This window comes from uncultured Desulfovibrio sp., from assembly GCF_902477725.1.
Taxonomy (GTDB): Bacteria; Desulfobacterota; Desulfovibrionia; order Desulfovibrionales; family Desulfovibrionaceae; genus Desulfovibrio.
The window spans coordinates 258734-282124 of sequence record NZ_CABSIF010000004.1 but is presented as its reverse complement, the minus strand read 5'-3'; the positions used below and the strand labels follow the sequence as shown (position 1 = coordinate 282124).

Annotated in this window: 19 protein-coding genes; 12 read left to right on the top strand and 7 right to left on the bottom strand. The window is 57.1% G+C overall.

What is annotated here, in order from left to right; genetic code table 11:
• The first annotated feature begins 240 nt into the window (after positions 1–240).
• Entirely contained in the window at positions 241–507 is a 267-nt protein-coding gene (locus tag RDK48_RS05315) for an RNA-binding protein (protein ID WP_022658563.1), read from the top strand.
• A gap of 337 nt (positions 508–844) precedes the next feature.
• Here RDK48_RS05315 and RDK48_RS05310 read toward each other — a convergent pair whose 3' ends face one another.
• Positions 845–1057, bottom strand: coding sequence for a hypothetical protein (locus tag RDK48_RS05310; RefSeq protein ID WP_298992598.1), 213 nt, complete (start codon positions 1055–1057; stop codon positions 845–847).
• Positions 1058–1222: 165 nt separating this feature from the next.
• Entirely contained in the window at positions 1223–1510 is a 288-nt protein-coding gene (locus RDK48_RS05305; protein WP_298992601.1) for a hypothetical protein, read from the bottom strand.
• Between the two features lie 1304 nt (positions 1511–2814).
• On the opposite strand from RDK48_RS05305, the gene RDK48_RS05300 reads away from it, so the two are divergent.
• The 11 genes from RDK48_RS05300 to tolR all read left to right on the top strand — a co-directional run bounded on the left by RDK48_RS05300 (position 2815) and on the right by tolR (position 19348).
• Positions 2815–5751, top strand: a complete 2937-nt coding sequence (locus RDK48_RS05300) for a pitrilysin family protein (protein WP_298992603.1) — start codon at positions 2815–2817, stop codon at positions 5749–5751.
• Complete coding sequence (locus RDK48_RS05295) at positions 5751–6647, top strand: ABC transporter ATP-binding protein (RefSeq protein WP_298992605.1); 897 nt, start codon at positions 5751–5753, stop codon at positions 6645–6647. Before RDK48_RS05300 ends, RDK48_RS05295 begins: the two co-directional genes overlap by 1 nt.
• A 65-nt stretch (positions 6648–6712) precedes the next feature.
• Entirely contained in the window at positions 6713–7381 is a 669-nt protein-coding gene (locus tag RDK48_RS05290; protein WP_298992607.1) for a hypothetical protein, read from the top strand.
• Positions 7381–8694: a DUF4857 domain-containing protein gene (locus tag RDK48_RS05285; RefSeq protein WP_298992610.1), complete on the top strand. Its 1314-nt coding sequence runs from the start codon at positions 7381–7383 to the stop codon at positions 8692–8694. Before RDK48_RS05290 ends, RDK48_RS05285 begins: the two co-directional genes overlap by 1 nt.
• A 119-nt stretch (positions 8695–8813) precedes the next feature.
• Entirely contained in the window at positions 8814–11405 is a 2592-nt protein-coding gene (locus RDK48_RS05280; RefSeq protein ID WP_298992612.1) for a TonB-dependent receptor plug domain-containing protein, read from the top strand.
• Positions 11406–11426: 21 nt separating this feature from the next.
• Positions 11427–13361, top strand: a complete 1935-nt coding sequence (locus RDK48_RS05275) for an extracellular solute-binding protein (RefSeq protein ID WP_298992613.1) — start codon at positions 11427–11429, stop codon at positions 13359–13361.
• Positions 13361–14458: a microcin C ABC transporter permease YejB gene (locus RDK48_RS05270; RefSeq protein ID WP_298992615.1), complete on the top strand. Its 1098-nt coding sequence runs from the start codon at positions 13361–13363 to the stop codon at positions 14456–14458. Before RDK48_RS05275 ends, RDK48_RS05270 begins: the two co-directional genes overlap by 1 nt.
• The gene (locus RDK48_RS05265) at positions 14455–15525 is read left to right on the top strand and encodes an ABC transporter permease (protein ID WP_298992617.1); all 1071 of its coding nucleotides are present in this window, start codon (positions 14455–14457) and stop codon (positions 15523–15525) included. Before RDK48_RS05270 ends, RDK48_RS05265 begins: the two co-directional genes overlap by 4 nt.
• On the top strand, positions 15522–18107 hold the full coding sequence (locus tag RDK48_RS05260; protein WP_298992619.1) for a dipeptide ABC transporter ATP-binding protein: 2586 nt from the start codon (positions 15522–15524) through the stop codon (positions 18105–18107). Before RDK48_RS05265 ends, RDK48_RS05260 begins: the two co-directional genes overlap by 4 nt.
• 117 nt (positions 18108–18224) lie before the next feature.
• Complete coding sequence (locus RDK48_RS05255; protein WP_022658554.1) at positions 18225–18914, top strand: MotA/TolQ/ExbB proton channel family protein; 690 nt, start codon at positions 18225–18227, stop codon at positions 18912–18914.
• Positions 18915–18916: 2 nt separating this feature from the next.
• Positions 18917–19348, top strand: coding sequence for a protein TolR (gene tolR, locus RDK48_RS05250; RefSeq protein ID WP_298992623.1), 432 nt, complete (start codon positions 18917–18919; stop codon positions 19346–19348).
• Positions 19349–19360: 12 nt separating this feature from the next.
• Here tolR and RDK48_RS05245 read toward each other — a convergent pair whose 3' ends face one another.
• The 5 genes from RDK48_RS05245 to RDK48_RS05225 all read right to left on the bottom strand — a co-directional run bounded on the left by RDK48_RS05245 (position 19361) and on the right by RDK48_RS05225 (position 23391).
• Positions 19361–19489 carry a hypothetical protein gene (locus RDK48_RS05245; RefSeq protein ID WP_298992625.1) on the bottom strand — a complete coding sequence of 43 codons (129 nt, stop codon included), beginning with the start codon at positions 19487–19489 and terminating at the stop codon, positions 19361–19363.
• A 133-nt stretch (positions 19490–19622) separates the two neighbouring features.
• Positions 19623–20711 carry an ABC transporter substrate-binding protein gene (locus RDK48_RS05240; RefSeq protein ID WP_291442389.1) on the bottom strand — a complete coding sequence of 363 codons (1089 nt, stop codon included), beginning with the start codon at positions 20709–20711 and terminating at the stop codon, positions 19623–19625.
• Positions 20712–20915: 204 nt separating this feature from the next.
• The gene (locus RDK48_RS05235) at positions 20916–21683 is read right to left on the bottom strand and encodes an ABC transporter ATP-binding protein (protein WP_374042249.1); all 768 of its coding nucleotides are present in this window, start codon (positions 21681–21683) and stop codon (positions 20916–20918) included.
• A gap of 18 nt (positions 21684–21701) precedes the next feature.
• Positions 21702–22574, bottom strand: a complete 873-nt coding sequence (locus RDK48_RS05230) for an ABC transporter permease (RefSeq protein WP_298992630.1) — start codon at positions 22572–22574, stop codon at positions 21702–21704.
• 4 nt (positions 22575–22578) lie between these two features.
• Positions 22579–23391 (bottom strand): ABC transporter permease, encoded by an 813-nt coding sequence (locus RDK48_RS05225; protein ID WP_192111466.1) that lies wholly within the window; start codon positions 23389–23391, stop codon positions 22579–22581.

Here is a 23391-nt window from a genome sequence, read left to right as displayed (position 1 = left end):
AATAATAAAAAATAATTTTTTAGTCTGTATCCCACTGATCCGCCAGATAATAGTTCTATAAAAAATGTAAATTCCCGCCGTCATGCTACTTATTTTAAAATAACATTCATTGACATTTTCTGCACACCACCCTATGTTACCACATCACTGATTGGGTATAGTAAATTTTTCGCCAGAGACTTTACATGGGTAAGGCTTCAAGCAGAAAGTCTACCTCCCCTTAACCCCTTGGAGTCTCACATGGCTACTTCTATTTATGTCGGCAATTTGTCTTGGTCTGCTACCCAGGACGGCGTTGAAGCTCTCTTCAAGCCCTATGGCGATGTTCTTTCCGTGAACCTGATTTCTGATCGCGAAACCGGCCGCGCCCGTGGCTTCGGTTTTGTTGAAATGGACGAAAGCAGCGCCATCAACGCCATCTCTGCCCTTGACGGCAAAGAAGTTGACGGCCGCGCTCTGCGCGTGAACAAGGCTGAGCCCAAAAAGCCCGCCGCCCGTCGCTGGTAAGTCCAGCAAGCATTTAAAATGCAGGAAGGCCGTGATTTTCACGGCCTTCTTTTTTTGTCTGAACTATGCCACAGGCCTGCGCACAGTAATTCAACCGCCCTCGAAAAATTGCCTGTCTCTACCCAAGCTGCTACCAGAATGGTTAACAGTTTGCTAAACCGCCTCTCCCCCACAGAGACCCTACTTCCCCAGAGAGTCGCAGTCTGGATCCATCCACCATCAAAACAAAGGGGGTGAGATGAACCGCCCCAAGGATGCAACGTTCAGCTCTTGCGACCAAATAACGTTGCCACCCCTGACAAGGACAGCCCTACTCACACCCTTATTTTACCCAGCTTTATAATGCCGTTGCGTCAAGGCGCGTTCTCAGCTCATCTGCAACAAAGCGCAAGTTATTAGTAAAAGTATCTTTTTTCACTAACGACGTATTCATACCAAGCCATTTATGTAATTTCAAATCATCGGATGCTGGCGGAAGACTATCAAGATATCTTTTCCAATTCGATAAAATTCGTTCTATTTCAGCACGCTGTTTTGAGTTAATTTGCATAATTCATTCTCCCTGTTCATGTTCAAAAAAATTGTACCTCCTCACATGGGCAAATAAATGTTACCCATTGTAAAATAAAAGCATGGTGCGGATTGATTGTAGAATAATTCATGGCCTGTGTCTGATATTTGCAAGCATCATGCATTGCAAATTATTCAGAAAACGTCATTCAATATCATCTTTGTACATGAAAAGGACCTGATCAACATTGTCTTGTCCTTCCCGAGTTTCATCCCATCCGGCAATGCCTCTACCCTCTAATATCTGTCTGATTATTTTTACAAAGTCATTAGCTCCTTTCGTCTTGTATGAAACACCGTCATCAATAATGATGGACATTGTTTTGCCATCGCCCGATGGCAAAATTTTCATTTCATGACCATCTGCAAGGGTGAATATTTTTTCACCTTCACTCTTGAGAGCCACAGAAACAAGATCAAGTTGATATTCCACAGCTACTCCCATCAATCAATACCTGCTAGCAGTGTACCATAACAAATTAACAGTGTCTCTAAAATTGCTATAATTAAAAAAACTAACAAAAATATACATCAATAACAAAACTACACTACACATACAATTAACCTTATTGTCATTTAACTGTACGCATTGGCAAACGCTGAAACAGCCTTTCATAAATCCGCTGACAAGGCGCACTTAACCATGTCTAATAATTTAATATTATTTCCATCGTTCCTTTCAGCCCTGTTTGCAAACAGGGGATCGCAAAGGCCTGCCTAACAAACCTATGAGCTAGCAGGGGAACAAAAAGATACTGTGAGTTGTCCACTTTCAAGCTGTCCGGGTTTATGCCACCGCTCAGAACACCTGGCAGGCCTTTGTGGTTAATCCCTTTTGACTACTGGCAACAAGAAGATTATGTTGCCCGCATGAACAAAGAAAACCTTCCTGTCATTCATCCCTGCATCAAATGTGGAAAGGCCCCAAAGGTCGAAGTATCCAGACCCGAAGGCAGAATTAACGACATATATCGGCTTGTCTGCGAATGCGGAAACTGCCCCTTGCAGTGGTCTGTGAGCGAATCCGCTGCTATCAGACTGTGGAATTCATATGTTGCATCCTGATAACAGGTAGCACTGCAAATTTTTTGAAATCTGCAAGAACCTAACAATAAACTGAAATACGCATGGCACGCTACATGCCTTGCATTATCATGTTTTTATCGCATTAATGCTGATTTATTAGCAAGTTGCGAGAACGTGCAGCAGTTGTTGGCAAATCAGATACATTTTCTGAGGATGTCAGCAGTGTGGCGCTGCCAGCAGATTCAAACTTGGTGCCGGGTAAGGCGGTGCAGCCAGTCAGCCTAAACAGGCAAGGAGGAGAAGCACAACTCCTCCTTCTTTTTTTACGCACTCGCAACTACTTGCAGATACAAATAATTTGCCCCCCGGCACCCTCTCACCGCCTCCAACGCAACCTGCCCCCCTCTCGACGGTAACCGCTATAGCTCCGCGCCTTCTCCTTTTCAAAGGGCACTCCTTTCCGAATGTACCCGCAGCAAACGTTTTATAAAAGTCATTTTAATTCAATATGTTATGAAATTATTATCAGAAACTCCAGCCCTTTAGATTTTCTGATATTTTTCATAAGTTATACCAACTTACAAATAATACCCCATTATAATTGACACTATTTGAATTTCAGACTAGTTAACTAAACCAAAAGAAATTCAATTTCATTTCCATATAGCAATTTTCATTACTCCAGACACCCAAACATGCGGATATGAAGACATGCCCATATTTTTGACCGAATCAATCCTTGCCCTGTGCATTGTGTTAACGGCCTTAACTTCCACATCATTTGCAAAAAATATCCTTACAAACGCCCCCCCGGAAGCATTTTGGTACGACGGCAAATGGGCGCACGAGCATTCTGACCTGCCGCCAGATCCTGCCATCACCTTTGGGCGGCTGCCAAACGGTTTCCGTTATGCGGTCATCCCCAATGCCAAACCAGCTGGTCGCGTTTCCATGTATCTGAATGTTCAGGCTGGTTCGCTGATGGAAACGCCCAGCGAGTTAGGCTACGCCCACTACATTGAACATATGGCGTTTAACGGAACGCACAATTTTGCCCCCGGATCGCTCATTCCCTTTTTCCAGCGCCACGGCATGAGTTTTGGCGGCGACACCAATGCCCATACTGCATGGGCAGAAACCGTCTTCAAGCTCAACCTCACATCCAGCGACACCAGCACTCTTGCCATGGGGATGAAAATTCTGCGCGACTTTGCGGATGGCATCCAGTTTGCCCCGCAAGAAGTCGCCAAGGAGCTGGGCGTTATTCTGGCAGAGAAAAATGTGCGCGACAGCGAAGCCATGGCAAGCAAACGTCAGCGCACTGCCCAGCTCTATGCGGGCACAGCCTTTGTGAACCAGCCCATCGGCACGGAAGACTGCATCCGTGGGGCAACCTCCGAGCGCCTGAAGGCTTTTTACCGCAAATGGTACCACCCGGAACGCATGATTCTGGTTATCGCAGGCTCCGTCACTGCCGATCAGGTCAGTCAGCTTGTGAAAAACAGCTTTGCAGACATGACGAACCCCGGCCCGGTGCCCTTCCCCCCGTCATGGGGCGAGGCGTGGCTTGGCGGCATCCAGGCGCAAGGGGAGCCGCGCGCCATCAGCGGCGAGGAAATTTCCGTAATAATGCGTTTCCCGCGCATGCACCAGCGCGATACGCGTCTGAATCAGCAAAACCAGCTTGTGGACTCCGTGCTCGGGTACTGCATGCAGCGCCGCCTGCTGGAGCGAGACCAACGCGACAATCTTTGGAACAACGCGCGCTTTGTCGCAAACTGGCGGCAGGGTCTTACTCCTTCTGCCGCAATCGGGCTGGCAACGCACTCCGGCGGCTGGCAACAGGCGCTGCCTGCCCTGGCACAAGAGGTGAAGCGGGCGGCAACGCACGGCTTCACCCGGCAGGAGATAGCTCAGGCACTTGATTTTGCTGAAAAAAGAATTTCCCGCTTCAAGGAGCAGCGCGCTGGCATGAGCAATGCCGATGTGGCAGACCAGTTTGTACGCACCGCCAATGCGGACTACGTTCAAACCGCGCCCACCTTTGATCTGAACCTGTTCCGGCAGTTGCGGCCCGCCATCACGGAAGATGCGGTCAATGCGGCGCTCCGCTCCATGCTGGCAATGGAAGATGTTTTCCTTGCCGTGGGCAGCGCCACACCGCCCGATGCAGCCGCCATCCTCACAGCATGGCAAGAGGGCCTTGCTGCACAGCCAGCGCCCACGGTGCAGACAAAATCCATTGCCTTCCCATATCTTGAACTTCCGGCGGCAGCATCGGCAACTGCGGCCCCCGCAGATGCGCCCATAGCCAGCCGTGATCTTTCCCAGCCGGGCAGCCCGGCTGTAACCCTCCTCCAGACCCGTCTGAGCGACGCCGTTGAATGCTACGTGCTTCCGCTTAATTTTGAGCCCAACAAGGCCTCGGTGCAGCTTCTCTTCGGCAAGGGATACGCCAACTTGCCCGACAGCGTCATTGCCCTTGCCCAAACAGCCAGCGCAACTCTGGCAGAAAGCGGCCTCGGCGCGCTTTCGCGCCTTGAAACGCAAAAACTGTCGGAGCGCATGGGCGGCAGGGTCGGTGAGGTGCACGGCCCCAACAACGCCATCATCAGCGTTGAAGGCGACTCCCGGCAGCTTGAGCTGCTGGTGCAGGCGGTGTGGACGCAGTTCAGCGATCCGCAGCCTGCGGCTGACGACCTCCAACGCGCCCTGCGCAAACTTGAAGCTCAAAACCGCAAACAGACTGAAACGGTTGAAAAAGTTTCAAAAATCGCAGGGCAGGCCTTTTTTTACGGCAATGTGCGCAGATATCAGCCCCTCAGGCCCGAGGAAGCGGCCAGCCTGGGTATTGACGATGTGCGCAGCTTTATCGCCGCCAGCCGTAAAAAAGAGCCTGTGCGTGTGATCATCAGCGGCGATATTGATCCCAATACTGCAATTTCACTGGCAAAACGCTACTTCGCTCACATCACAACCCAGCCTGCGGCTGTGGAAGAAAAACCCGCTCCGCTAGAATTTCCTGCTGGCAAATCCGCGAGCATTCAGGTTCCGGATTCTGTTGATCAGGCTGTTGTCCGCAAGGCATGGCGTCTTGATTTCGCACCGCAGGGCAACAGGGAGGTTCTGGCTGCCCGGCAGCTCGCGGCAGCGCTGCTGCGCGACAAACTGCGCCGCGATCTGCGCGAACGCATGGGTGCAAGCTACAGTCCCAGCGCCTTTTACCGCACCATGCCCAATGAGGACGGCTATTCCCTGCTCCAGATCGATGTACACACCAACCGGGAACAGATGGGGCAGGTTAAAGAATATCTGGGGACTCTCGCCCCCTGGAAGGTGAGCCAGCAGGAACTGGACCGACTGCGCCTGCCCATGCTCACCCAGGTTCAGACCAGCCGCAGCAACACCCAGTACTGGCAGCGCATGCTGCTTACGGAACTGGCTACAGGCTACCCCTATCTTGAATGGAGCAAAACAACAGAGAGCAATCTGCAAAACTGCACAAAAGAAGCTGTAGCGGAGGCTCTGAAAGACCTTCTGGCAGCTCCCTCTGCCCTATGGACAGTTGCGGCGCATCCCCAAAAGAATGCCAACAAGGAAAAAATAGTCAGGCCCAGCAAGACCAATACAGCCAAGGAGAGCAAGTGATGGATGAGCTTATTTCATGCGAGGCTCTTCGCCACAGCTACCACGGCACAGAAGTGTTGCACGGCGTTGATTTCAGCGTATCGCGTGGCGAGATTGTGGGCTTGCTGGGTAAAAACGGCGCGGGGAAAAGCACCAGCATCAACATCCTGATGGGCTTCATGCAGCCGGATTCGGGCCGGTGCATGGTCATGGGGCACCCAAGCCACGCCATCCCGCCGCAGGCGCGCGCGCGTATCGGCCTGCTGCACGAGGGCTTCATCCAGTACAATTTCATGACCATCGGCGAGATTGAACGCTTCTATTCCAGCTTTTATCCACAGTGGGACAGGGGCATCTATTATGATGTGGTGGGCCGCATGGACATACCCTTTACCCGGCGCATCACCAGACTTTCCTGCGGGCAGCGCTCGCAGGTCACGCTGGGCCTCATCTTGGCGCAACGGGCCGAACTGATGATCCTTGACGATTATTCCCTAGGCCTTGATGTGGGCTACCGCCGCCTGTTTCTCGACTTTTTGCGGGACCATGTGCGCCGCTACGGAACCACGGTATTGCTGACCTCCCATGTGGTGCAGGAGCTGGAAAACCTGCTTGATTCGCTGGTGGTTATCCACAAGGGAGCAGTTCTGGCCAAAGAACGCCAGGCGGATTTCATGCGTTCATTTTTGCGCTATGATCTGCCGCTTTGCACTGCCGCAAACGAGTTGCGCAACAACGAGGGCCCCCTTCTGCGGGTCGAGCGCTGCGCAGACAGGTTGATGCTGTTCAGCCGGGCCCAGCCGGATGAAATGCGCGTTTTTCTTGAAGCACGAGGGGTGGCTTGCCCGGATGGCGCGCCCCAACCCGTGCCCATGACCTTTGAAGACGCATTTGTGGGCCTGACGGGCAGATACTAGGGCATTCCAACGGCAATCTACTCTGAACGGCACAGCAACACGGCATAGAGCAAAGCAGGAAGGACATGATCAAGGCATTGTTTTTTAAGGAATGGATCAAATTGCGCTATTTTTGGTGCATACCCTTTATTTTCGCTGGCGCGGCCCTTGCGGACTACCACCTGACGTTCAAGGGCGTGCTTTCCATGCACGGAGCCGTGGATACCTGGAACGGGCTGATATTCAAGGAGAGCATCTATTTTACCTCTCTCCAGTGGGCCTTCATTCTTGGCGGCATCTGGCTTGCCTCGGTGCAGATGGCCCCTGAATGCTTGGGTAAAAGACTGCGCCTGCTCTTCCACCTTCCGGTCAACGCCATTCCTGCTCTTGCTGTTCAGGCCGCAACCGGTCTGGGCCTGATGGCGCTTGTATTCTGCGCCGCATCCGCAGGCTTTGCCCTGATAAACAATCACCACGGCCTGCCGCCGGAGCTTTCCGTACCCATGTTCAAAACCCTGCTGCCCTGGGGCCTGGCTGGCATCACAAGCTGGTGCGCCACTGCCGCCGCCATTGCCGACCCTTCGTTCAAACGCAAGATATGCTTTGCTCTGGCGGGATTCGCCTATGTAACCATGCTGACAGGGGGGCGAGGCTTCGCACCCATGAGCAACAGCACATGGCTTTACGCCGCGGCATGTCTGCCCTGGATTCCGGCTGTGGCCGCAGCCGCCCTGCGGGTCAAGGAGGGAGAATAATGCGTATTTACTGGCTGCGCCTTGCCCCGGTGTTTCTGGGCATTTTTGTTCTGGCCTGGTTTGTTCCGCAACTGTATCTGCGGGCCACGCGGGCGGATTATCTTCAGCTGAGCGCTGTATACAGTTCGGTAAAAAAGGACTTTATCATTTTTGAAACCGGCCCTTCGGTGTTCCAGTTCAGGGACGAGGAAGGCAACCGCATCAGCCAGCGCGATGGGCGCATGGCCCTGCCCTACATGTTTTCGCGCGATGTGGAAAAATGGGGCGGGTTCCCCATGAGCATTAACGGGCGCTCCGTCACCTTCAGGGATGCGCAGGAAGGCGTGCGCCTGCGGGCAACCCCGCGCGAAGTCATGCTCCCGCAGTCCCGCGTTCTCGTGCTTATGGAATCTGCGCCAGAAACCGCGTCATTTTCCCTGCCGCCAGACATCCTGCTGCTGGACGACACCCGCCTGCGCTTTGTGAATTGCGCCGACGGCAAGGAAAACACCGCCAAGGGAACCGCCTATACCGCCGCAGTGCTCACCGCCGGGGTGCAGTTTCCCCTTCAGGCTGCGGGCAGCAATGCCGACCCCTTCAAAAGCATTGATGAAGGCCTCTTTTTCGTGGATGCAAAGGGTATGCTCTTCCAGTTGCTCATGGTGCGCGGCAAGCCCGAATGCCGCAACACCGGGCATCTCATCCCCGGCAAAACGCTGCGCGTGGATGTGCGCGAAAACAAATACAGCGACCTGCTGGGCACCATCGCCACAGAAACTGGTCTGTACATAAACAGGCGCGGTCAGGCCCCCATGCGGCTGCCCATGCAGTATCAGCCTGATGTGCAGAATGTTTCGGTGTGGGCCACCCCGCTGGACGCGACCTTTAACGTGAACACCCTTGGCTCGCGCCTGGCGCAGGATGTGCTTGTGATTGCCGCCGACGGCGACCTTAAAATCATCCGCAACCTGCTGCTCAGCCCCCCTGCAACGGTTGTTGAACGGCAGATGAGTCAGCAGCGCTGGCTTTCATTCCTCTGCCCCCTGACTGTGGTGCAGTTTGAACCCCATATTGCCGGAACCAGCCTGAAAATCGCCCTGCCGGAATATCCCCTCTGGGCCGCTGGCGGAAACCTGCTAAGTTTGATCCTGCTCCTTGCCATCCGTAAGCGGCAGGGCAACAGACGCATGGAATCCGGTACGCTGCTGCACACCTGCGCACCCGAAATCCTGCTTGTACTTGTTTTTGGTCTGCCTGCCCTGCTGACGCTTCTGGTTGCAGGCCCTCTGGCACGGATGCTGCCGCAGGGCTGTCATTGCGGCAGCGCCGCTTAACATACACGGGTTGATGCTGCGCTCACGCGCGCGAAAGGCAGTGCGCCTGCAATACGGGCGCATGGACTTTCGGTTTGTCTGTCACAGGAAGAAAGGTAGCCTTAAAGATGAAAAGGAAATTGCATTCTTTTTTTAAGAAAAAAGCGCTCTGCGTGCAGCTCATGCTGCTGGCTGCGGCACCGCTGGCGCAACTCCCCTCTGCGCGCATGGCGCTTGCTGTGGAATCGGAATCGCCAGATGACGCAGCCATTGAGGAGGCTTTGCGCCGCAATGGTGCGCCCTCCCCAGCTCAGCAGGGCAAACCGGCGGAAGGCGCAGCTGCGGACGAATCAGCCGGGAAAGTACACCGGCTGGAAGGGGTGCAGGTTCGCGGCCAGACAGAACAGCCCGGCGAAATTCTGATTGACCGCCGCACCATGGACATGACCCCCTCAGCCACCAACAGCATCAATGACCTGTTGCGCGGGCAATCCAACGTGCAGTTTGACTCGTCCTCGCGCAGCGGCATGCTCGGCGGCGAGATCACACCGCCCAAAATTTCCATTCGTGGCGCAAAGCACTACGAAAACAACTTCATCATCAACGGTCTGGGCAACAACAACCGCATCAATCCCGGCGGGTATGAACACACCGGCAACGCCGCCATTCCCAGTGGAGACTCGCAGTCCATCATGCTCAGCACCGACATGCTGGACACCGTGAAAGTCTACACAGAGAACGTGCCCGCCAAGTACGGCGACTTTCTTGGCGGCGTGATTGACGCCAAGCTGCGCGACGCTGCCTCCGACAGGTGGCGCGGCATGGCGGCCTTTCGCTATACAGACAGCAACCTGACGCAATTTCACTACACCAGCAGCGACAGCAACGCTCAACCCCTTGCGGGCAACAATTACCAGCCGGAATTTTACAAGTATTATCCTTCGCTGCGGCTGGAAGGCCCCCTGTGGCAGAACGGCCCCGGAGTCATGATGGCCTATACCAACACCACATCCATCATCCCGCTCAAACTCAAGGCTGGCGATGGATCCGTGACCGAACGCCGCCTCAATGAGAACTACCTATTCAAGATCAACACGCCGGAGAGCAGCCCCCTGTATCTGAGCCTCACCACCATTTACGCGCCCTACAAGGCCACCCTGTACAACGCCAATTTCAAGGACGGCGGCGAATACAGCGTGAACAGCGGCGGCGTTGATATGATGCTCAACAGCCACTACGACTTTCCCATCGGGCGCTGGAGCAACGACATCACCTACAGCAAGAACAATCTTGACCGAAAAAACAGCAAAGATGTCAACTATGTGTGGAAAGTAAGCCCTTCCACCAAAAGCTGGGCCTATAGCAACAATCTGGCAACGGAAGGCGGCTACGGCGACTACCTTCAGCAGCAAACCACCCTGAGCTGGGCCAGCAGCATGGACTTCAAGGCCTTTGGCCCCAAGTACTTTACGCATCAGCTGGAAACAGGCTTTGAACTCAAAAAGATCATGCTGGAGAGCGAGCGCAAGGGGTACACGGTTTTTACCAACGCTGCGCTGGCCAGCGGGGCATCGGGATCGTACGGCAACGGCGTCATAACCGGCGAGCAGTACGCCAAGACAAAACAGGTTTACAACGACCTTGAGCGCCGCGAGAGCGTATTTGCCCCGGCATTTTATTTACAGGACACCATCAAGATTGAGCGGGTAACTATCCGCCCCGGTGCGCGCGTTTCCTACGATTCGCTGACAGAAAACACCGATGTGGCTCCGCGCTTTTTTGTCAATGTCGACCTGCTCAACGACAACCGCTTTAATGTTTTCGGAGGTTACAACCGCTATTACGGCACTCAGGTAATGGAAAGAGCCTTGCACGGCAGCTCATTCTTGCAAACCTTCACGCGTGCGAACTGGAACTCCCCCTGGGTTGCGGGCGCGAAAACGCCCCCCGGAGCGTTCCGCCTTGGGTCCCTCAAAACGCCGTACAACGATGAATACACTCTTGGGGCTTCGGCTGACGTGTGGGACACGCTGTTCAAGGCCACCTACGTCAAACGCGACTACCGCAACCAGCTCAAGGGCGCAATGGTCAAGGAAGACGGCGTCAGCTACACCCAGTACTGCAACGATGGCAAGACTGACTACAAGGGCATCACGCTTTCTGCCGAGCGCACCTTTGATTTTGGCGACTGGGGCAAACACACGGGCGAGCTTTCCGCCACATGGTCCAAAACCGAAGGCAACTATACGGACTGGACAAACGCATCGTACAACGAAACGGATAACGTTCTCCGCGATCCAAACTTTGTGTTGCTCAACGGCGTGGTCACGCCAATTGGCGACATGCCTGCCAGCAACTTCAACTCCCCCTGGGTTATCGCCTACACCCACAGCGCCCAGTTCTGGGAAGACCGCCTGCGCCTCATGGGCCAGTTGCGCTGGGAACAGGGCGGTAAACGCCTTTACAATGATTCCGGCTCAACCAATGTGGTCGGGCCTTCCGGCCTTCTCCTCTCGTCCTACAGAACGGCCTATCAGGAAGACAGCCTCAACGTGGACGCCAAGCTGAGCTTTGACGCCATCAAGTACAAGGATCAGACCCTTACGCTGGAGGTGGAAGCGCTTAACTTGCTGGACAGAAAAAACCTGTCCAACCTCAGCACTACCGCCACATCACAGGGCACCTACGCCCTGGGCCGCCAGTTTTACTTTGGCGTAAAATACACCTTTTAACGCATCTGGAGCCACCACGTCATGCATGCTGAAACGGCAGCGGCAGCCGCCACCCCACGTCACCCAGCCATGAATCGCGCGCCTTACTGGCCGTTGCGCGGTAGTCTGGCTGCGCTCAAGGCTGGCGTGTGCGCGGCGCTGCTGGCCGCCGTAACAGTTTCGCCCGCCCTGGGCGCGCCCTATGAGGTTCTGGGCCTGTGGGAGGATGCGCAGCAAAGCGAATCTCTCCCGCCCTTTACCCACGTAAACCCGGACGCGCCCAAGGGCGGGAGGCTCCGCCTGAGCGCCATTGGCACATTCGACAGCTTCAATCCCTTCAGCCCTCGTGGCGTCAGCGCGGCGCAGCTTGGCCTGACCTACGAAACGCTTGGCACAAGCCAGCGCGGCACGGAGGAGTTCATCATGCGCGGGCTGCTGGCCGAAAGCTTTGACCTCTCGCCTGACCGCACAACCCTGCGTGTGCGCCTGCGCCCGCAGGCCAAATTTTCTGACGGCGCCCCGGTTACAGCGCAGGATGTGGCCTTTACATTCACCGCACTCATCAAGCAGGCCTCGCCCGTCTACCGCTCCTATTACGAGCAGGTGCAAGGAGTTGAAATTACTGGTGAACATGAGGTGATCTTCAAACTTGCCTCCGGCACCAACCGCGAGCTGCCGCTCATTGTCTGCCAGATGCCCGTGCTGCCCGCCCACTGGTGGCAAGGCCGCAATCTGGGCGACCCGCAGACGGACATCATGCCCGGCAGCGGCCCCTACCGACTTGCGGGCAGCGTTATGGGCTCGCGCCTCATTTACGAGCGCCGCAAAGACTGGTGGGGGCAAGACCTGCCCGTCAATCAGGGCCGCTACAATTTTGATACGGTTCAGGTTGATTATTACCGTGATGTTTCCGTTGCGCGCGAGGCCTTTTTTGCCGGAGAAGCGGATTTTTACAGCGAAAGCAATATCAAGGACTGGACCAATGCCTACAATGTGCCCGCCGTGCGCGATGGCCGCATTACCCGGCAGCTTCAGGAGTATGCCAGCCCCATGGGCCTGGGCGGCATTTTCATGAACACCCGGCGCCCGGCACTGGCTGACAGGCGCGTGCGCCAGGCGCTGAGCCTGCTGTTTGACTTTGACTGGATGAACAGCGCCTTCTTTTACAATGCCTACACGCGTTACAGCAGTTTTTTCACTGGCTCCCCCTTTGCGGCGCAGCCCCTGCCCTCCGCCGGGGAGCTTGAACTCATGGAGCGCTGGCGCGACAAACTTGATCCCGCAGTTTTCGGCCCTCTACCCGTGCAGCCCGCTGGCGGGCGCGATACCGAACGTCAAAGAATGCGAGCCGCCCTGCACCTGCTGGAACAAGCCGGCTGGCGCATACAAAACAGCGAGATGCTCAACGCTCAGGGGCAACCCCTCAGCCTGACCATCCTGACCAGTTCGCCCTCCATGCAACGCGTGTACACGCCCTTTCGTAATACGCTCAAAAGGTTGGGCATCACGCTCAACGTGCGGCTGGTGGATCAGACCCAGTACGTCAGCCGCGTGCGGGCATTCGACTTTGACCTTATTCAGGCCACGGTGCGGCAGTCGTCCAATCCCGGCAACGAGCAGCGCAACTACTGGTCTTCAACGGCTGCCGGGGCGCGCGGCTCGCGCAATTATGCGGGCATACGCGATGCCGTGATTGACACGCTGGTGGACGAACTGGTGGCGGCCCCCACCCGCGAGGATCTGCACACCCGCGCCGCACTGCTGGACAGGCTGCTGCAACACGGCTGCTACGTCATCCCCGCATGGTACAGCGGCAGCATGCGCATAGCATGGTGGAAAGACCGCATCACCCCGCCAGCAGAGCAAGGCAATGAAGGCGTGGACATCATGGCGTGGCATGTCCCGGCAGCCGGGGCCACGCCGCCCGCGCAGGCGGTTCCCGCCGCCGCTGCGCAAACCGACAGGGAGGCGCGCTGATGCTGCGTTACACTCTTCGCCGTCTGTTGCTCATATTCCCCACGCTGCTGGGCATTCTGACCATCAACTTTTTTATTGTGCAGACTGCGCCCGGCGGGCCTGTGGAGCAGTTCATCGCCATGCTGGAAGGCAGCGGCAGCGCCTATATGGAACGGGTGGGCAGCGCTGGGGCCGACCTGCCCGCCGCAGGCATGGCAGATACTGCTGAAAGCGCCTATTCCGGCGCGCGCGGGCTTAACCCGCAAACGCTGGACGCCATCCGCAAGCTCTACGGTTTCGACAAGCCCATTCTCACCCGGTATGGGGAAATGCTGCGCGACTTTGCCACGTTTGATTTCGGCAAAAGCCTGTTCAAGGCAGACAGCGTAGCCGGGCTCCTTGTGAATGCCTTACCTGTTTCCATCAGCATTGGCGTGTGGAGCACCCTGCTCATTTACCTTGTGTCCATACCCGTAGGCATAGCCCGGGCCGTACGCCGGGGCAGCACCTTTGACTTCGCCACCGGGGCCGTCATGGTGGCGGCCAGCGCCATCCCCGGTTTTCTGTTTGCCGTGCTGCTGATTGTGCTGTTTGCGGGCGGCTCCTACTGGCAGATATTCCCGCTGCGGGGCCTGCACACTCTGGGTTACGAGAGCCTGCCCTTCTGGCGGCAGGTGCTGGACTACCTGCACCACATGGCCCTGCCCGTGCTTTCCATGACCATCGGCGGTTTTGCCGGGCTCACCATGCTGACCCGCAATTCCTTTCTGGACGAGCTGAGCAAGCAGTATGTTGAAACAGCGCGCGCCAAGGGCCTGAACGAAAGAACCGTGCTCTACGGGCATGTGTTCCGCAACGCCATGCTGATCATCATTGCCGGGCTGCCCGGCGCGTTTGTGCGCATGTTTTTTGCCGGATCACTGCTGATAGAGACCATATTCTCGCTCAACGGGCTGGGGCTGCTGGGATTTGAGGCCGCCATGCAGCGGGATTATCCCGTCATGTTCGCCACGCTCTACATTTTCACGCTCATCGGCCTTGTGACGTCCATCATTGGAGATCTGACCATGACAAAGGTTGATCCCCGCATCGATTTCAGCGGGAGGAGCAAGGCATGAACCCCATCACACGCCGCAGATGGCAGACATTCCGCAGCAACCGCCGGGCATTCGTCAGCCTGTGCCTGTTCTGCCTGTGCTTTGCCGCCAGCCTGAGTTCCGAATTTCTGGCCAATGACCGCCCCCTGGTGGTGAGCTACGAAAACCGGCTCTACTTTCCCATGTTTCACACTCTGGACGAGCGCGTCTTTGGGGGCGACCTGCCCATTGCCGCCGACTTTGCAGACCCATTCATCCAGACCGCCATCGCGGAGCGCGGCTGGGCCTTGTGGCCCCCGGTGCGCTATTCTTTCAACACCATTTCGCGGCAGGAGGGCACAACCTTTCCCGCGCCGCCAGGGCACGGCAACTGGCTGGGCACGGACGATCAGGGGCGGGACATTCTGGCGCGGCTGCTTTATGGGTTCCGCATTTCCGTACTGTTCGGTCTGTGCCTCTCGTTTTTCGGCTGCGCCGTGGGCATGACCGCAGGGGTTGCCCAGGGCTATTACGGCGGGCTGCCAGACCTGCTGTTTCAGCGCTTCATGGAGGTGTGGGGCGGGATTCCCGTTCTCTACCTTATCATCATCATTTCCAGCGTCATGACCATGGGATTCTGGGCGCTGCTTGCCCTCATGCTGGCCTTCAGCTGGATGCGCGTGGTGGGCGTGGTGCGGGCCGAGAGCCTGCGGGCGCGCAACATGGAATACGTGCGGGCGGCCCGTGCGCTGGGCGTGCCGGATAAAAGCATCATGCTGCGCCATGTGCTGCCCAACGCCGTTGTGGCCCTGATTTCCATTCTGCCATTTTTGGTCAATGCCTCCATCGTCACCCTGACATCGCTGGACTTTCTGGGTTTTGGGCTGCCGCCAGAATACCCCTCGCTGGGCGAACTGGTGGTGCAGGGCAAGAACAACCTCTTTGCCCCGTGGATAGGCCTTGCCGCCTTTTTTACCCTTGCGGGCATGCTGACCTGCCTCGTTTTTATTGGCGAGGGCCTGCGCGACGCCTTTGACCCAGGCGTATTTTTGAGCGGCGGCGCGGCAGACGCGGAAACCCCGCAAAACACATGGAGGGAGCAGGCATGAGCCTTCTTGACGTTCAAAACCTGCATGTGGCCTTTGCCAGAGCTGATGCCAAAACCGGGAGGGGAATCTCCGACCCGGCAGCCCTTGGCACAGCCAGGGGCACGGCTATGCGCACAGTGGTGCGCGATGTTTCATTCAGTGTGGAAAAGGGCCAGTGCGTTGCCCTTGTGGGCGAGAGCGGCGCGGGCAAAACCCTCACCTCCCGTTCCATCGTGCGTCTGCTCCCCGGCGGGGCGCACGTAACGCAGGGGCGCATTCTGTTTAAAGGCGAGGACGTGCTCAGCCTGCCGGATAAGTCCGTCATGGCCCTGCGCGGACGCAAAATCGGCATGGTTTTTCAGGATCCGCTGGCAGCGCTCAATCCCCTGCACCGCGTGGGCGATCAGGTGGCCGAATGCCTGCGCGCGCACGAAAGCCTGAGTGAGGAGCAGGTGCGCTCGCGGGTGCTGGATCTCTTTGACCTTGTGCGGCTCGACCATGCTGTGGAACGTTACAGGGCATACCCGCACCAGCTTTCCGGCGGACAAAGGCAGCGCATCATGCTTGCGCTGGCCGTGGCCAACAAGCCCGACCTGCTCATTGCAGACGAACCCACAACCGCTCTGGACGCCACCGTGCAGCAGGCTATTCTGGAGCTTTTGCGCGACATGCGCGCGGAACTGGGCATGAGCCTGCTGCTTGTGAGCCATGATCTGGGCATGGTGCGGCGATTTGCGGATACGGTTCACGTGATGCGCCACGGCGAAATTGTGGAGTCCTCCTCCTCGCTCTTTGCAGACCCGCAACACGAATACACCCGTGCCCTGCTCCACACAGGCAGCCGTCAGTGGGCCGAGGATGTTCCCCGGCATGGCGGCAGCCCCATTCTGGAGGCTCAGGGTCTGAGCGTGGATTTTTGCCGCCCGAAAACGCGGCTTTTCCAGCGGGTGCAGCTGCCCTTTACCGCGCTGGACAACGTGAGCTTTGCCCTGCATCAGGGCGAATGCCTGGGCATTGTGGGCGAGAGCGGATCTGGCAAATCAAGCATGGCCCTGGCCGTGCTGCGGCTTGTGGCCAGCCGTGGCGGAATCCGTCTTATGGGCAAAGAAATCCAGAATCTGACCCATGCGCAAATGGCCCCCCTGCGCGCCAGCATTCAGGTGGTCTTTCAAAACCCCTATCTTTCGCTCAATCCGCGCATGTGCGTGCATGACCTCATTGAAGAAGGCCTGCGCGTGCACGCCCCACGAGCGCAGGACAGGCCGCAGCGCGTTCTTGAGGCGCTGCGGGATGTGGGACTTTCCCCGGCATATGCCAGCCGTTTCCCGCACGAACTTTCCGGCGGTGAACGCCAGCGTGTAGCCATTGCGCGCGCTCTTGTGCTGCGCCCCCGCATACTGCTGCTGGACGAACCCACCTCATCGCTGGACAGGGCGCTGCAATTCCAGATTATTGAGTTGCTGCGTGGTTTGCAGCAACGCTTTGGCATGTCGCTGATCTTTATCAGCCATGATCTCACGCTGGTAAAAGGCTTTTGCCAGCGGGTGCTTGTGCTGGACAAGGGCAAATGCGTGGAACAGGGGCCAGTGCGGGAAGTCTTTTGCCAGCCGCAGTCGGCCAAATTGCGCGAGCTGCTCAAGGCTTCCGCCCAGAGCGAAGACCAACATCTGCCCGCCGCTGGCCCTGTGGCGGCGCGCCCCACCCTGCGGCGCATCAATCCGCAAAAACTGGGCGCGGTTTCTGCCGCATCCCGCGAAACGCACAAAAGAGGCCTGCTGTTCTCGCTGGGCGTACACGTCGGGCTGTTTATATGCCTGTGGGGCATCCCTTTGCAGGCCTCTGGCGGCGGCGAATCGTCCATGCGGGTTTCCCTTGTGGGCATGGGCATGGGCACTGCCACGCAAGGCGCAAGCCATGCCTCGGTCACCAACGGCACTGATCCCAACGCCACAGCCAGGGAGGAGCGCAACGCCCCGGTTGAGGAAAAAGAACAGCCCACGGACAAAAAAACGCCGCAGGCCGAGCAGCCAGTTGAACAGCCGGATCTGATACTCAAAAAAAAGTGCGAACCAAAGCGCCCGCCCAAAAAGGAGCATCAGCAAAAACGGCCCACGGCCAAAACAGAAGACCGCCCCCCCATGGAAACACCGCCGCCCTCGCTGGGCAGTGATACCCGGCAGGGGCCGGATGCCGAATCCGCTGGCAGCGCCGCCGAAGCTCAGGGCAGCGGCAGAAACGATGGAGGTCAGGGCGGCGGCAGCGGCGGCGGGCTTGGCATGCATCAGGGGCGTGGTCAGGGCGCTGGCTCGGTATACGGCTTCAACCAGTGGGATCAGTCCCCTGTTGCCATCCACCGGGTCAAGCCCAACTACCCGCCTGCGGCTAAGCGTATTGGCAAGGAAGCCACCGTCATTGTGCGCGCCGTCATTGACGCCCAGGGCAAGGTGGTGCGCGCCGTGGTTCTGCCAGGCAAGGAAACGCAGCACTTCAAGGAAGAAACCCTTGAAGCCGTGCAGCGCTGGCGCTTTGCCCCCGGCAAGGTGGGTGGCAAACCTGTGATGTGCGTGGTGGAATTTCCGGTCGACTTCAGCATCAACAGGTAACATGCTCAACATTATACTGTTTTGCTTGAATTTATCGCTGTCAGGTTGACAAAGCTTGCGGAGCGTACTACCACACAATAGCTTTGAATTTCAATTTCATATTCTTTGGGGGATATAATGGATTCCATGATTCAGGCGGTGTTGCAGGCAACATTTGTTTCCAAGTGCGTGCTGGCGCTGCTCTTGTGCATGTCTGTGGCAAGCTGGGCCTATATGTGCAGCAAATGGCTGTTGCTGCGCACTGCCCAGCAGCGCACGCAGGCGGGGCTGGCGGCGTTTGACGAGGCCGGGGAGCTGAGCCGGGCGCTGCCTGTGCTGGCAAATGACAAGCACTCCCCCCTTTTTGGCATTGCGCGCCGCGCCATCCGCGAATTCAACCGTATTTCCCGCACGGGTGATGTTGACCGTCTGTTGAACGACAATGTACGCAGGGCCCTGCACTTTGCCGTTGCGGAAGAACTCGCCGTTCTCAAATCATCCCTGGCCCTGCTTGCCACCGCAGCCAACACGGCCCCCTTTATTGGCCTGTTCGGCACGGTGTGGGGCATCATGCATTCCTTCACTGCCATTGCCCAAATGAAGAGCGTTTCGCTGGCAACTGTCGCGCCCGGCATTGCCGAGGCGCTCATCGCCACCGCTGTCGGCCTGTTTGTGGCCATACCCGCTGTGTGTGGTTACAACGTGTTCCGCGCCAAACTGGCCCATATTGAGGGCGTATGCATCAACTTTGCAGGCCAGATGCTCAACCGCCTGCAACACGAAGCGCCGCAACACGCTGACGGCATAGCCTTTTCAGAGGAGCGCTAGTCATGGCCGCATCTTCCGCCGACGACGATTTTGTTGCCGATATCAACGTCACGCCCTTTGTGGATGTGATGCTGGTCTTGCTGATCATCTTTATGGTCACAGCCCCCATGATGACCGAGGGGCTTGATGTGGCCCTGCCCAAGGTGGAGACCTCAGAAGTGCTGCCCACGGATGACGACCACGTTATCCTGACGGTCAAAAATGGCGGAGCGCTGTTTCTCAACGAGCAGGAAACAGACATGGACAATCTGCCGGATGCCCTGGGCGCGCGGGTAAAGGACAGCGGGCGGCAGCTCTTTGTTCGGGCCGACAAGGATGTTCCCTACGGCATGGTCATGAGCGTGATGGACAGGGTACGCGGCGCTGGCATCAAGGACGTGGGCCTTGTGACCACCTCCGCGCCGGATGATGGAGCTGAAGATAAAGGCAAATGATCAGAGGTCAGATCACTTGCTGCCCACATAGCGGATAGCCGCGATATTCCCGCACAGACTACCCCCGCAGCAATCCTCCACGGGCTTTACCGGGGGCAGGTCTCCCCCGCCCTGCCCGCCACACACGGCCTTCACAGACATCCACAACCATCCTCTGCAATCCTCTGTCATCCCCTGCCATAAAAAATAAGGGGCCTGTTCTTGCCCGGCAATAGGCAAAGAACAGGCCCGGTACTGCCGGATTTACATCCGGCGCGTGTCCGTGGGGGAGGAGCTACTTCCAGCTGGGAATGGGCAGCTGAACCTGCTTGAGGAACTTGTCGGTATTGATCTGGGCGTCCTTGAACTTCTTGATTTCAGCAGGCGAGAAACGCTTGATGCTGCCAAAGAAGTCGGCCACAGAATTCTGCCACTTGTCGGCCTGCGATTCACCCTTGGATCTGTCGAGCAGAGCCATGGTTTCTTCGTAAGACCAGCGGGGGTGGATCTGGATGTCGAGCTTGGCTTCTTCGTCAGTCATGCGGATACCGGCGAATTCGTTCATGTACTGGCGGTATTCCTTGATGATGCGGGGGCTGGGGCCTTCTTCGCGCAGCATGTTGGAGCCGCGCAGGTACACGCGCAGGAACTTGGCAACCAGTTCGGGGTTTTCATCGCACCATTTTTTGTCGCCCACGAGCGAAGACACGGTGATGCAGTCCATGTCGGTCATGGTGCCGGCGCGCTGCCACTTGCGGGAATCAGCCACAAAGGTAAAGGGTGCCCACAGGCACACGGCATCGCCAATGCCCTTTTCAAAAGCAGGCACGGCTGAGGGCTGTTCCATGTTCACCAGAGTCACATCGGCTTCGGTAAGGCCAAGGATGCTCAGCCACTTGCCGATCATGTAGTGAACGGTGGTCTGGGAGGTGTACAGGATCTTCATGCCCTTGACGGTTTCAGGGCTGCCGTACACGTTGGGATACTTGGGGTTGTAGCCCTTGACCTTGGCGGCGGGGCTGTCGGGGCGCAGGTAAAGCACGTGCACTTCGCCTTCGCTGATGATGGGGGCCACGGAGTAGATATTATAACGGATGCCGCCGATCAGCTGACCGCCAACGCCCGTGGAACCGAGCACCCATTCCTTGGCGGGCAGGGCTTCCATCTGGGCAGGGCCGCTGTTGAACAGCAGCATCTTGATGTCCAGGCCTTCTTCCTTGTCCCAACCCATTTTCTTGGCGTACCAGATGTTGAAGCCCGGGGATTCGTCCATCCAGCAGGTGGAAATTTCAACGGGCTTGTCGGCTGCCAGAGTGGCGACAGGGCCGCCGCAGATGACAGCGCCCATGCAAAGCAGAAGCGCGACCAGAAGCAGTTTTCTCATGCATGACTCCTAATTGGTTAGTGGACAGATCCGCTTTTGACGAAAAACCTTTCAACTGCTTGAACCTTCAAACAAACCACTTGAGCAACCTCGGCAAGTGCATACAGGTTTGCCGAGAAATCCATGCTCTCGCATGCGCGGCAAGGGCCGTACCGCTGGCAGGCGCACCCATGCGCGGCGCGGCCCTTGCTGCTGTGCGCAGTACTAGAGCGTGAGCTTCTGTTCTTCCGTAATTCTGGCCCGCAGTTCAAGGAACGCGGGGTCCATGGTGTCGCGCGGGCGCGGCAGCGGCACATCATATGAGGTGTGCACATGCCCCGGCAGCTTGTCTTCCATGGTGACGATGCGGTCGGCGAGGAACAGGGCTTCATCGATATTGTTGGTCACAAAAATCATGGTGCGCTTGTCCATGTGCCAGATGCGCTCGGTTTCCTGCTCCATGAAAAAGCGGGTCTGGGCGTCAAGCTGACCAAAGGGTTCATCAAGCAGCAGCACCTCTGGGTTGAGAGCATAGGCGCGGGCGATGCCCACACGCTGCTTCATGCCGCCCGAAAGCTGGTGAGGATAGTAATCCTCAAAGCCTTGCAGACCCACCATGCCAAGATAGTGATTTGAGATCTCACGGATCTTCGCAGGCTCAAGCCCACGCACCTCAAGGCCGATTTCCACGTTCTGGCGCACGGTCTTCCACGGAAATAGCTTGTAGCTCTGAAACACCAAGCCGATCTGCGGTCCGGGGGCCGCAATCTGCTTGCCATCCAGATAAGCCGCGCCGGATGAAGGCGCTTCAAGCCCGGCGAGGATGCGCAGCAAGGTTGTCTTGCCGCACTGCCCCGGCCCGAGGATGACCAGAAACTCCTGATCGCGCACCTCAAGGGAGATGTTTTCCAGAACCGGAACCACCTGGGTTCCCTTCTGGATGAAGGTTTTGCTTATATTGTCACAGACAATTTTTGGCTGCGTGTCTTTCACGTTCAGCTCCTTGGCTCTCTAAAGATTCTCGATTTCACGCTGCCAGGGGCACAGCTTGCGGGTCAGCAGATCCATCCCCAGGGTGAACACCAGCGATACGGCGGTAATAATGAGCATGCCGCCGATAATCATGCCGGGGTCGGACAGCTTCATACCCTGCACAATGATGTAGCCAAGGCCGGAACGGGAATTCACAAGCTCCGCAGCCACAACGCACGTCCAGGCGCTGGACATGGCGATCTGCAAACCAGCCGTAATGGCGGGCAGTGCGCCGGGAATGCACACAAGGCGGATTTCGTCCCAGCGTTTGCCGCCGATGATGCGCACCACATCGAAAAATTCGGGTTCGATGAGTTGCAGGCAGCTGTAAGAGTTGAGCACCACCGGCACAAAGGAGCCAATGACGATGATAAAAATCTTGGGCGCTTCGCCAATGCCGAACCACAGGATGGCCACAGAAATCCAGGCCAGGGGCGGCATGGGCTTGAACATGTCGAAAATGGGCTTCACAACGGCGCGGAATGTTTCGTTGAAAGCCATGAACAGACCCAGCGGGATGCCAAAGCCAGCGGCAATCAAAAAGCCGATGATAACGCGGCGCGTGCTGATCCACAGATGTTCGAGCAGGCCAAGGCCGGAAAGCTTGTTGACGCTCAGGTCGTGCAGGCTTTCCGCCACCTGAAAGGGCGTGGCCAGGGCGCTGCTGTACCCGAACACGTTGGACGTGGCAGCCCACTGCCACAGGCCGAAAAAGCTCACCAGCGAAACGATGTACAAGAAGTATTCGCTCTTGAGGGCACGTATCAGCGAAAACTCGTATTTTTTCGTGTTCTTGATGGTTTCATTGCAGACGCTCTGGGTCTGCCCGTTGGACGCCGAGGAAGACTGCATGGCGCTATCTCCTGATGCCGGCCAGCAGCCGGGATTCGATCTTGTCAATGATGAAACCGATGATTGCGCCAGCAATACCCACGCTCACCATGCCCACCATCACAAGGTCGGTACGGCCAAGCATGCGGCCGATGGTGATGAGGTAGCCAAGGCCCTTGTCTGCGGCCAGCAGTTCAGCGGCAACCAGGGTCACCCAGCAGTAGGCCAGGGCGATCTGCAATGCGCCAAACACCATGGGCAGCGCGGAAGGAACGCAGATGGAGGTAAATATCTGCCAGTCGGAAGCGCCATAGGTTCTGGCCATCTGAATATGTACGGGGTTGGTCATGCGCACGCCGGTGTATGTATTGATGACGCACGGCACGATGCCCGAAAGCCAGATGATAAAAACCTTACCGGGCAGACCGATGCCGAACCAGAAAATGGTCAGCGGAATCCAGGCAACCGGCGGAATGGGCCGGATGATTTCAAATATGGGGCGCACAAGGCCGCGCACCGTGGTGAACCAGCCCATCGCAAGGCCCAGGGGCAGGCCCACAATCAGGGCCAGCACGTAGCCCAAAAAGGCTTCCTGCATACTTGTCCAGGCATGCTCCAGCAACACTGCGCCGTCAGGCGCGGGATTGGTGAGCTTGTCGAACATGAGGCTCAGAATGTCATACGGCGAGCTGAGCAGCGTACCGGGAATGCGCCAGTCGTTGCTGTCAGCCGGGCCAACGCACATCTGCCACACCCCAAGAAAAATACAAACGCTCAGAACCGGCAGGATGCGAAGCCGCATGGGCTTGCGGTAGGTTACTTTTTCATTGCATTGCAT

Bases quoted from the DNA above. Each gene is read 5' to 3' on its own strand.
- RDK48_RS05260 (WP_298992619.1), top strand. From the start codon at position 15,522: ATGAGCCTTCTTGACGTTCAAAACCTGCATGTGGCCTTTGCCAGAGCT.
- RDK48_RS05255 (WP_022658554.1), top strand. From the start codon at position 18,225: ATGGATTCCATGATTCAGGCGGTGTTGCAGGCAACATTTGTTTCCAAG.
- RDK48_RS05245 (WP_298992625.1), bottom strand. From the start codon at position 19,489: ATGTCTGTGAAGGCCGTGTGTGGCGGGCAGGGCGGGGGAGACCTGCCC.
- RDK48_RS05240 (WP_291442389.1), bottom strand. From the start codon at position 20,711: ATGAGAAAACTGCTTCTGGTCGCGCTTCTGCTTTGCATGGGCGCTGTC.
- RDK48_RS05285 (WP_298992610.1), top strand. From the start codon at position 7,381: ATGCGTATTTACTGGCTGCGCCTTGCCCCGGTGTTTCTGGGCATTTTT.
- RDK48_RS05300 (WP_298992603.1), top strand. From the start codon at position 2,815: ATGCCCATATTTTTGACCGAATCAATCCTTGCCCTGTGCATTGTGTTA.
- RDK48_RS05295 (WP_298992605.1), top strand. From the start codon at position 5,751: ATGGATGAGCTTATTTCATGCGAGGCTCTTCGCCACAGCTACCACGGC.
- RDK48_RS05275 (WP_298992613.1), top strand. From the start codon at position 11,427: ATGCATGCTGAAACGGCAGCGGCAGCCGCCACCCCACGTCACCCAGCC.
- RDK48_RS05315 (WP_022658563.1), top strand. From the start codon at position 241: ATGGCTACTTCTATTTATGTCGGCAATTTGTCTTGGTCTGCTACCCAG.
- RDK48_RS05230 (WP_298992630.1), bottom strand. From the start codon at position 22,574: ATGCAGTCTTCCTCGGCGTCCAACGGGCAGACCCAGAGCGTCTGCAAT.
- tolR (WP_298992623.1), top strand. From the start codon at position 18,917: ATGGCCGCATCTTCCGCCGACGACGATTTTGTTGCCGATATCAACGTC.
- RDK48_RS05270 (WP_298992615.1), top strand. From the start codon at position 13,361: ATGCTGCGTTACACTCTTCGCCGTCTGTTGCTCATATTCCCCACGCTG.
- RDK48_RS05290 (WP_298992607.1), top strand. From the start codon at position 6,713: ATGATCAAGGCATTGTTTTTTAAGGAATGGATCAAATTGCGCTATTTT.
- RDK48_RS05310 (WP_298992598.1), bottom strand. From the start codon at position 1,057: ATGCAAATTAACTCAAAACAGCGTGCTGAAATAGAACGAATTTTATCG.
- RDK48_RS05225 (WP_192111466.1), bottom strand. From the start codon at position 23,391: ATGCAATGCAATGAAAAAGTAACCTACCGCAAGCCCATGCGGCTTCGC.
- RDK48_RS05265 (WP_298992617.1), top strand. From the start codon at position 14,455: ATGAACCCCATCACACGCCGCAGATGGCAGACATTCCGCAGCAACCGC.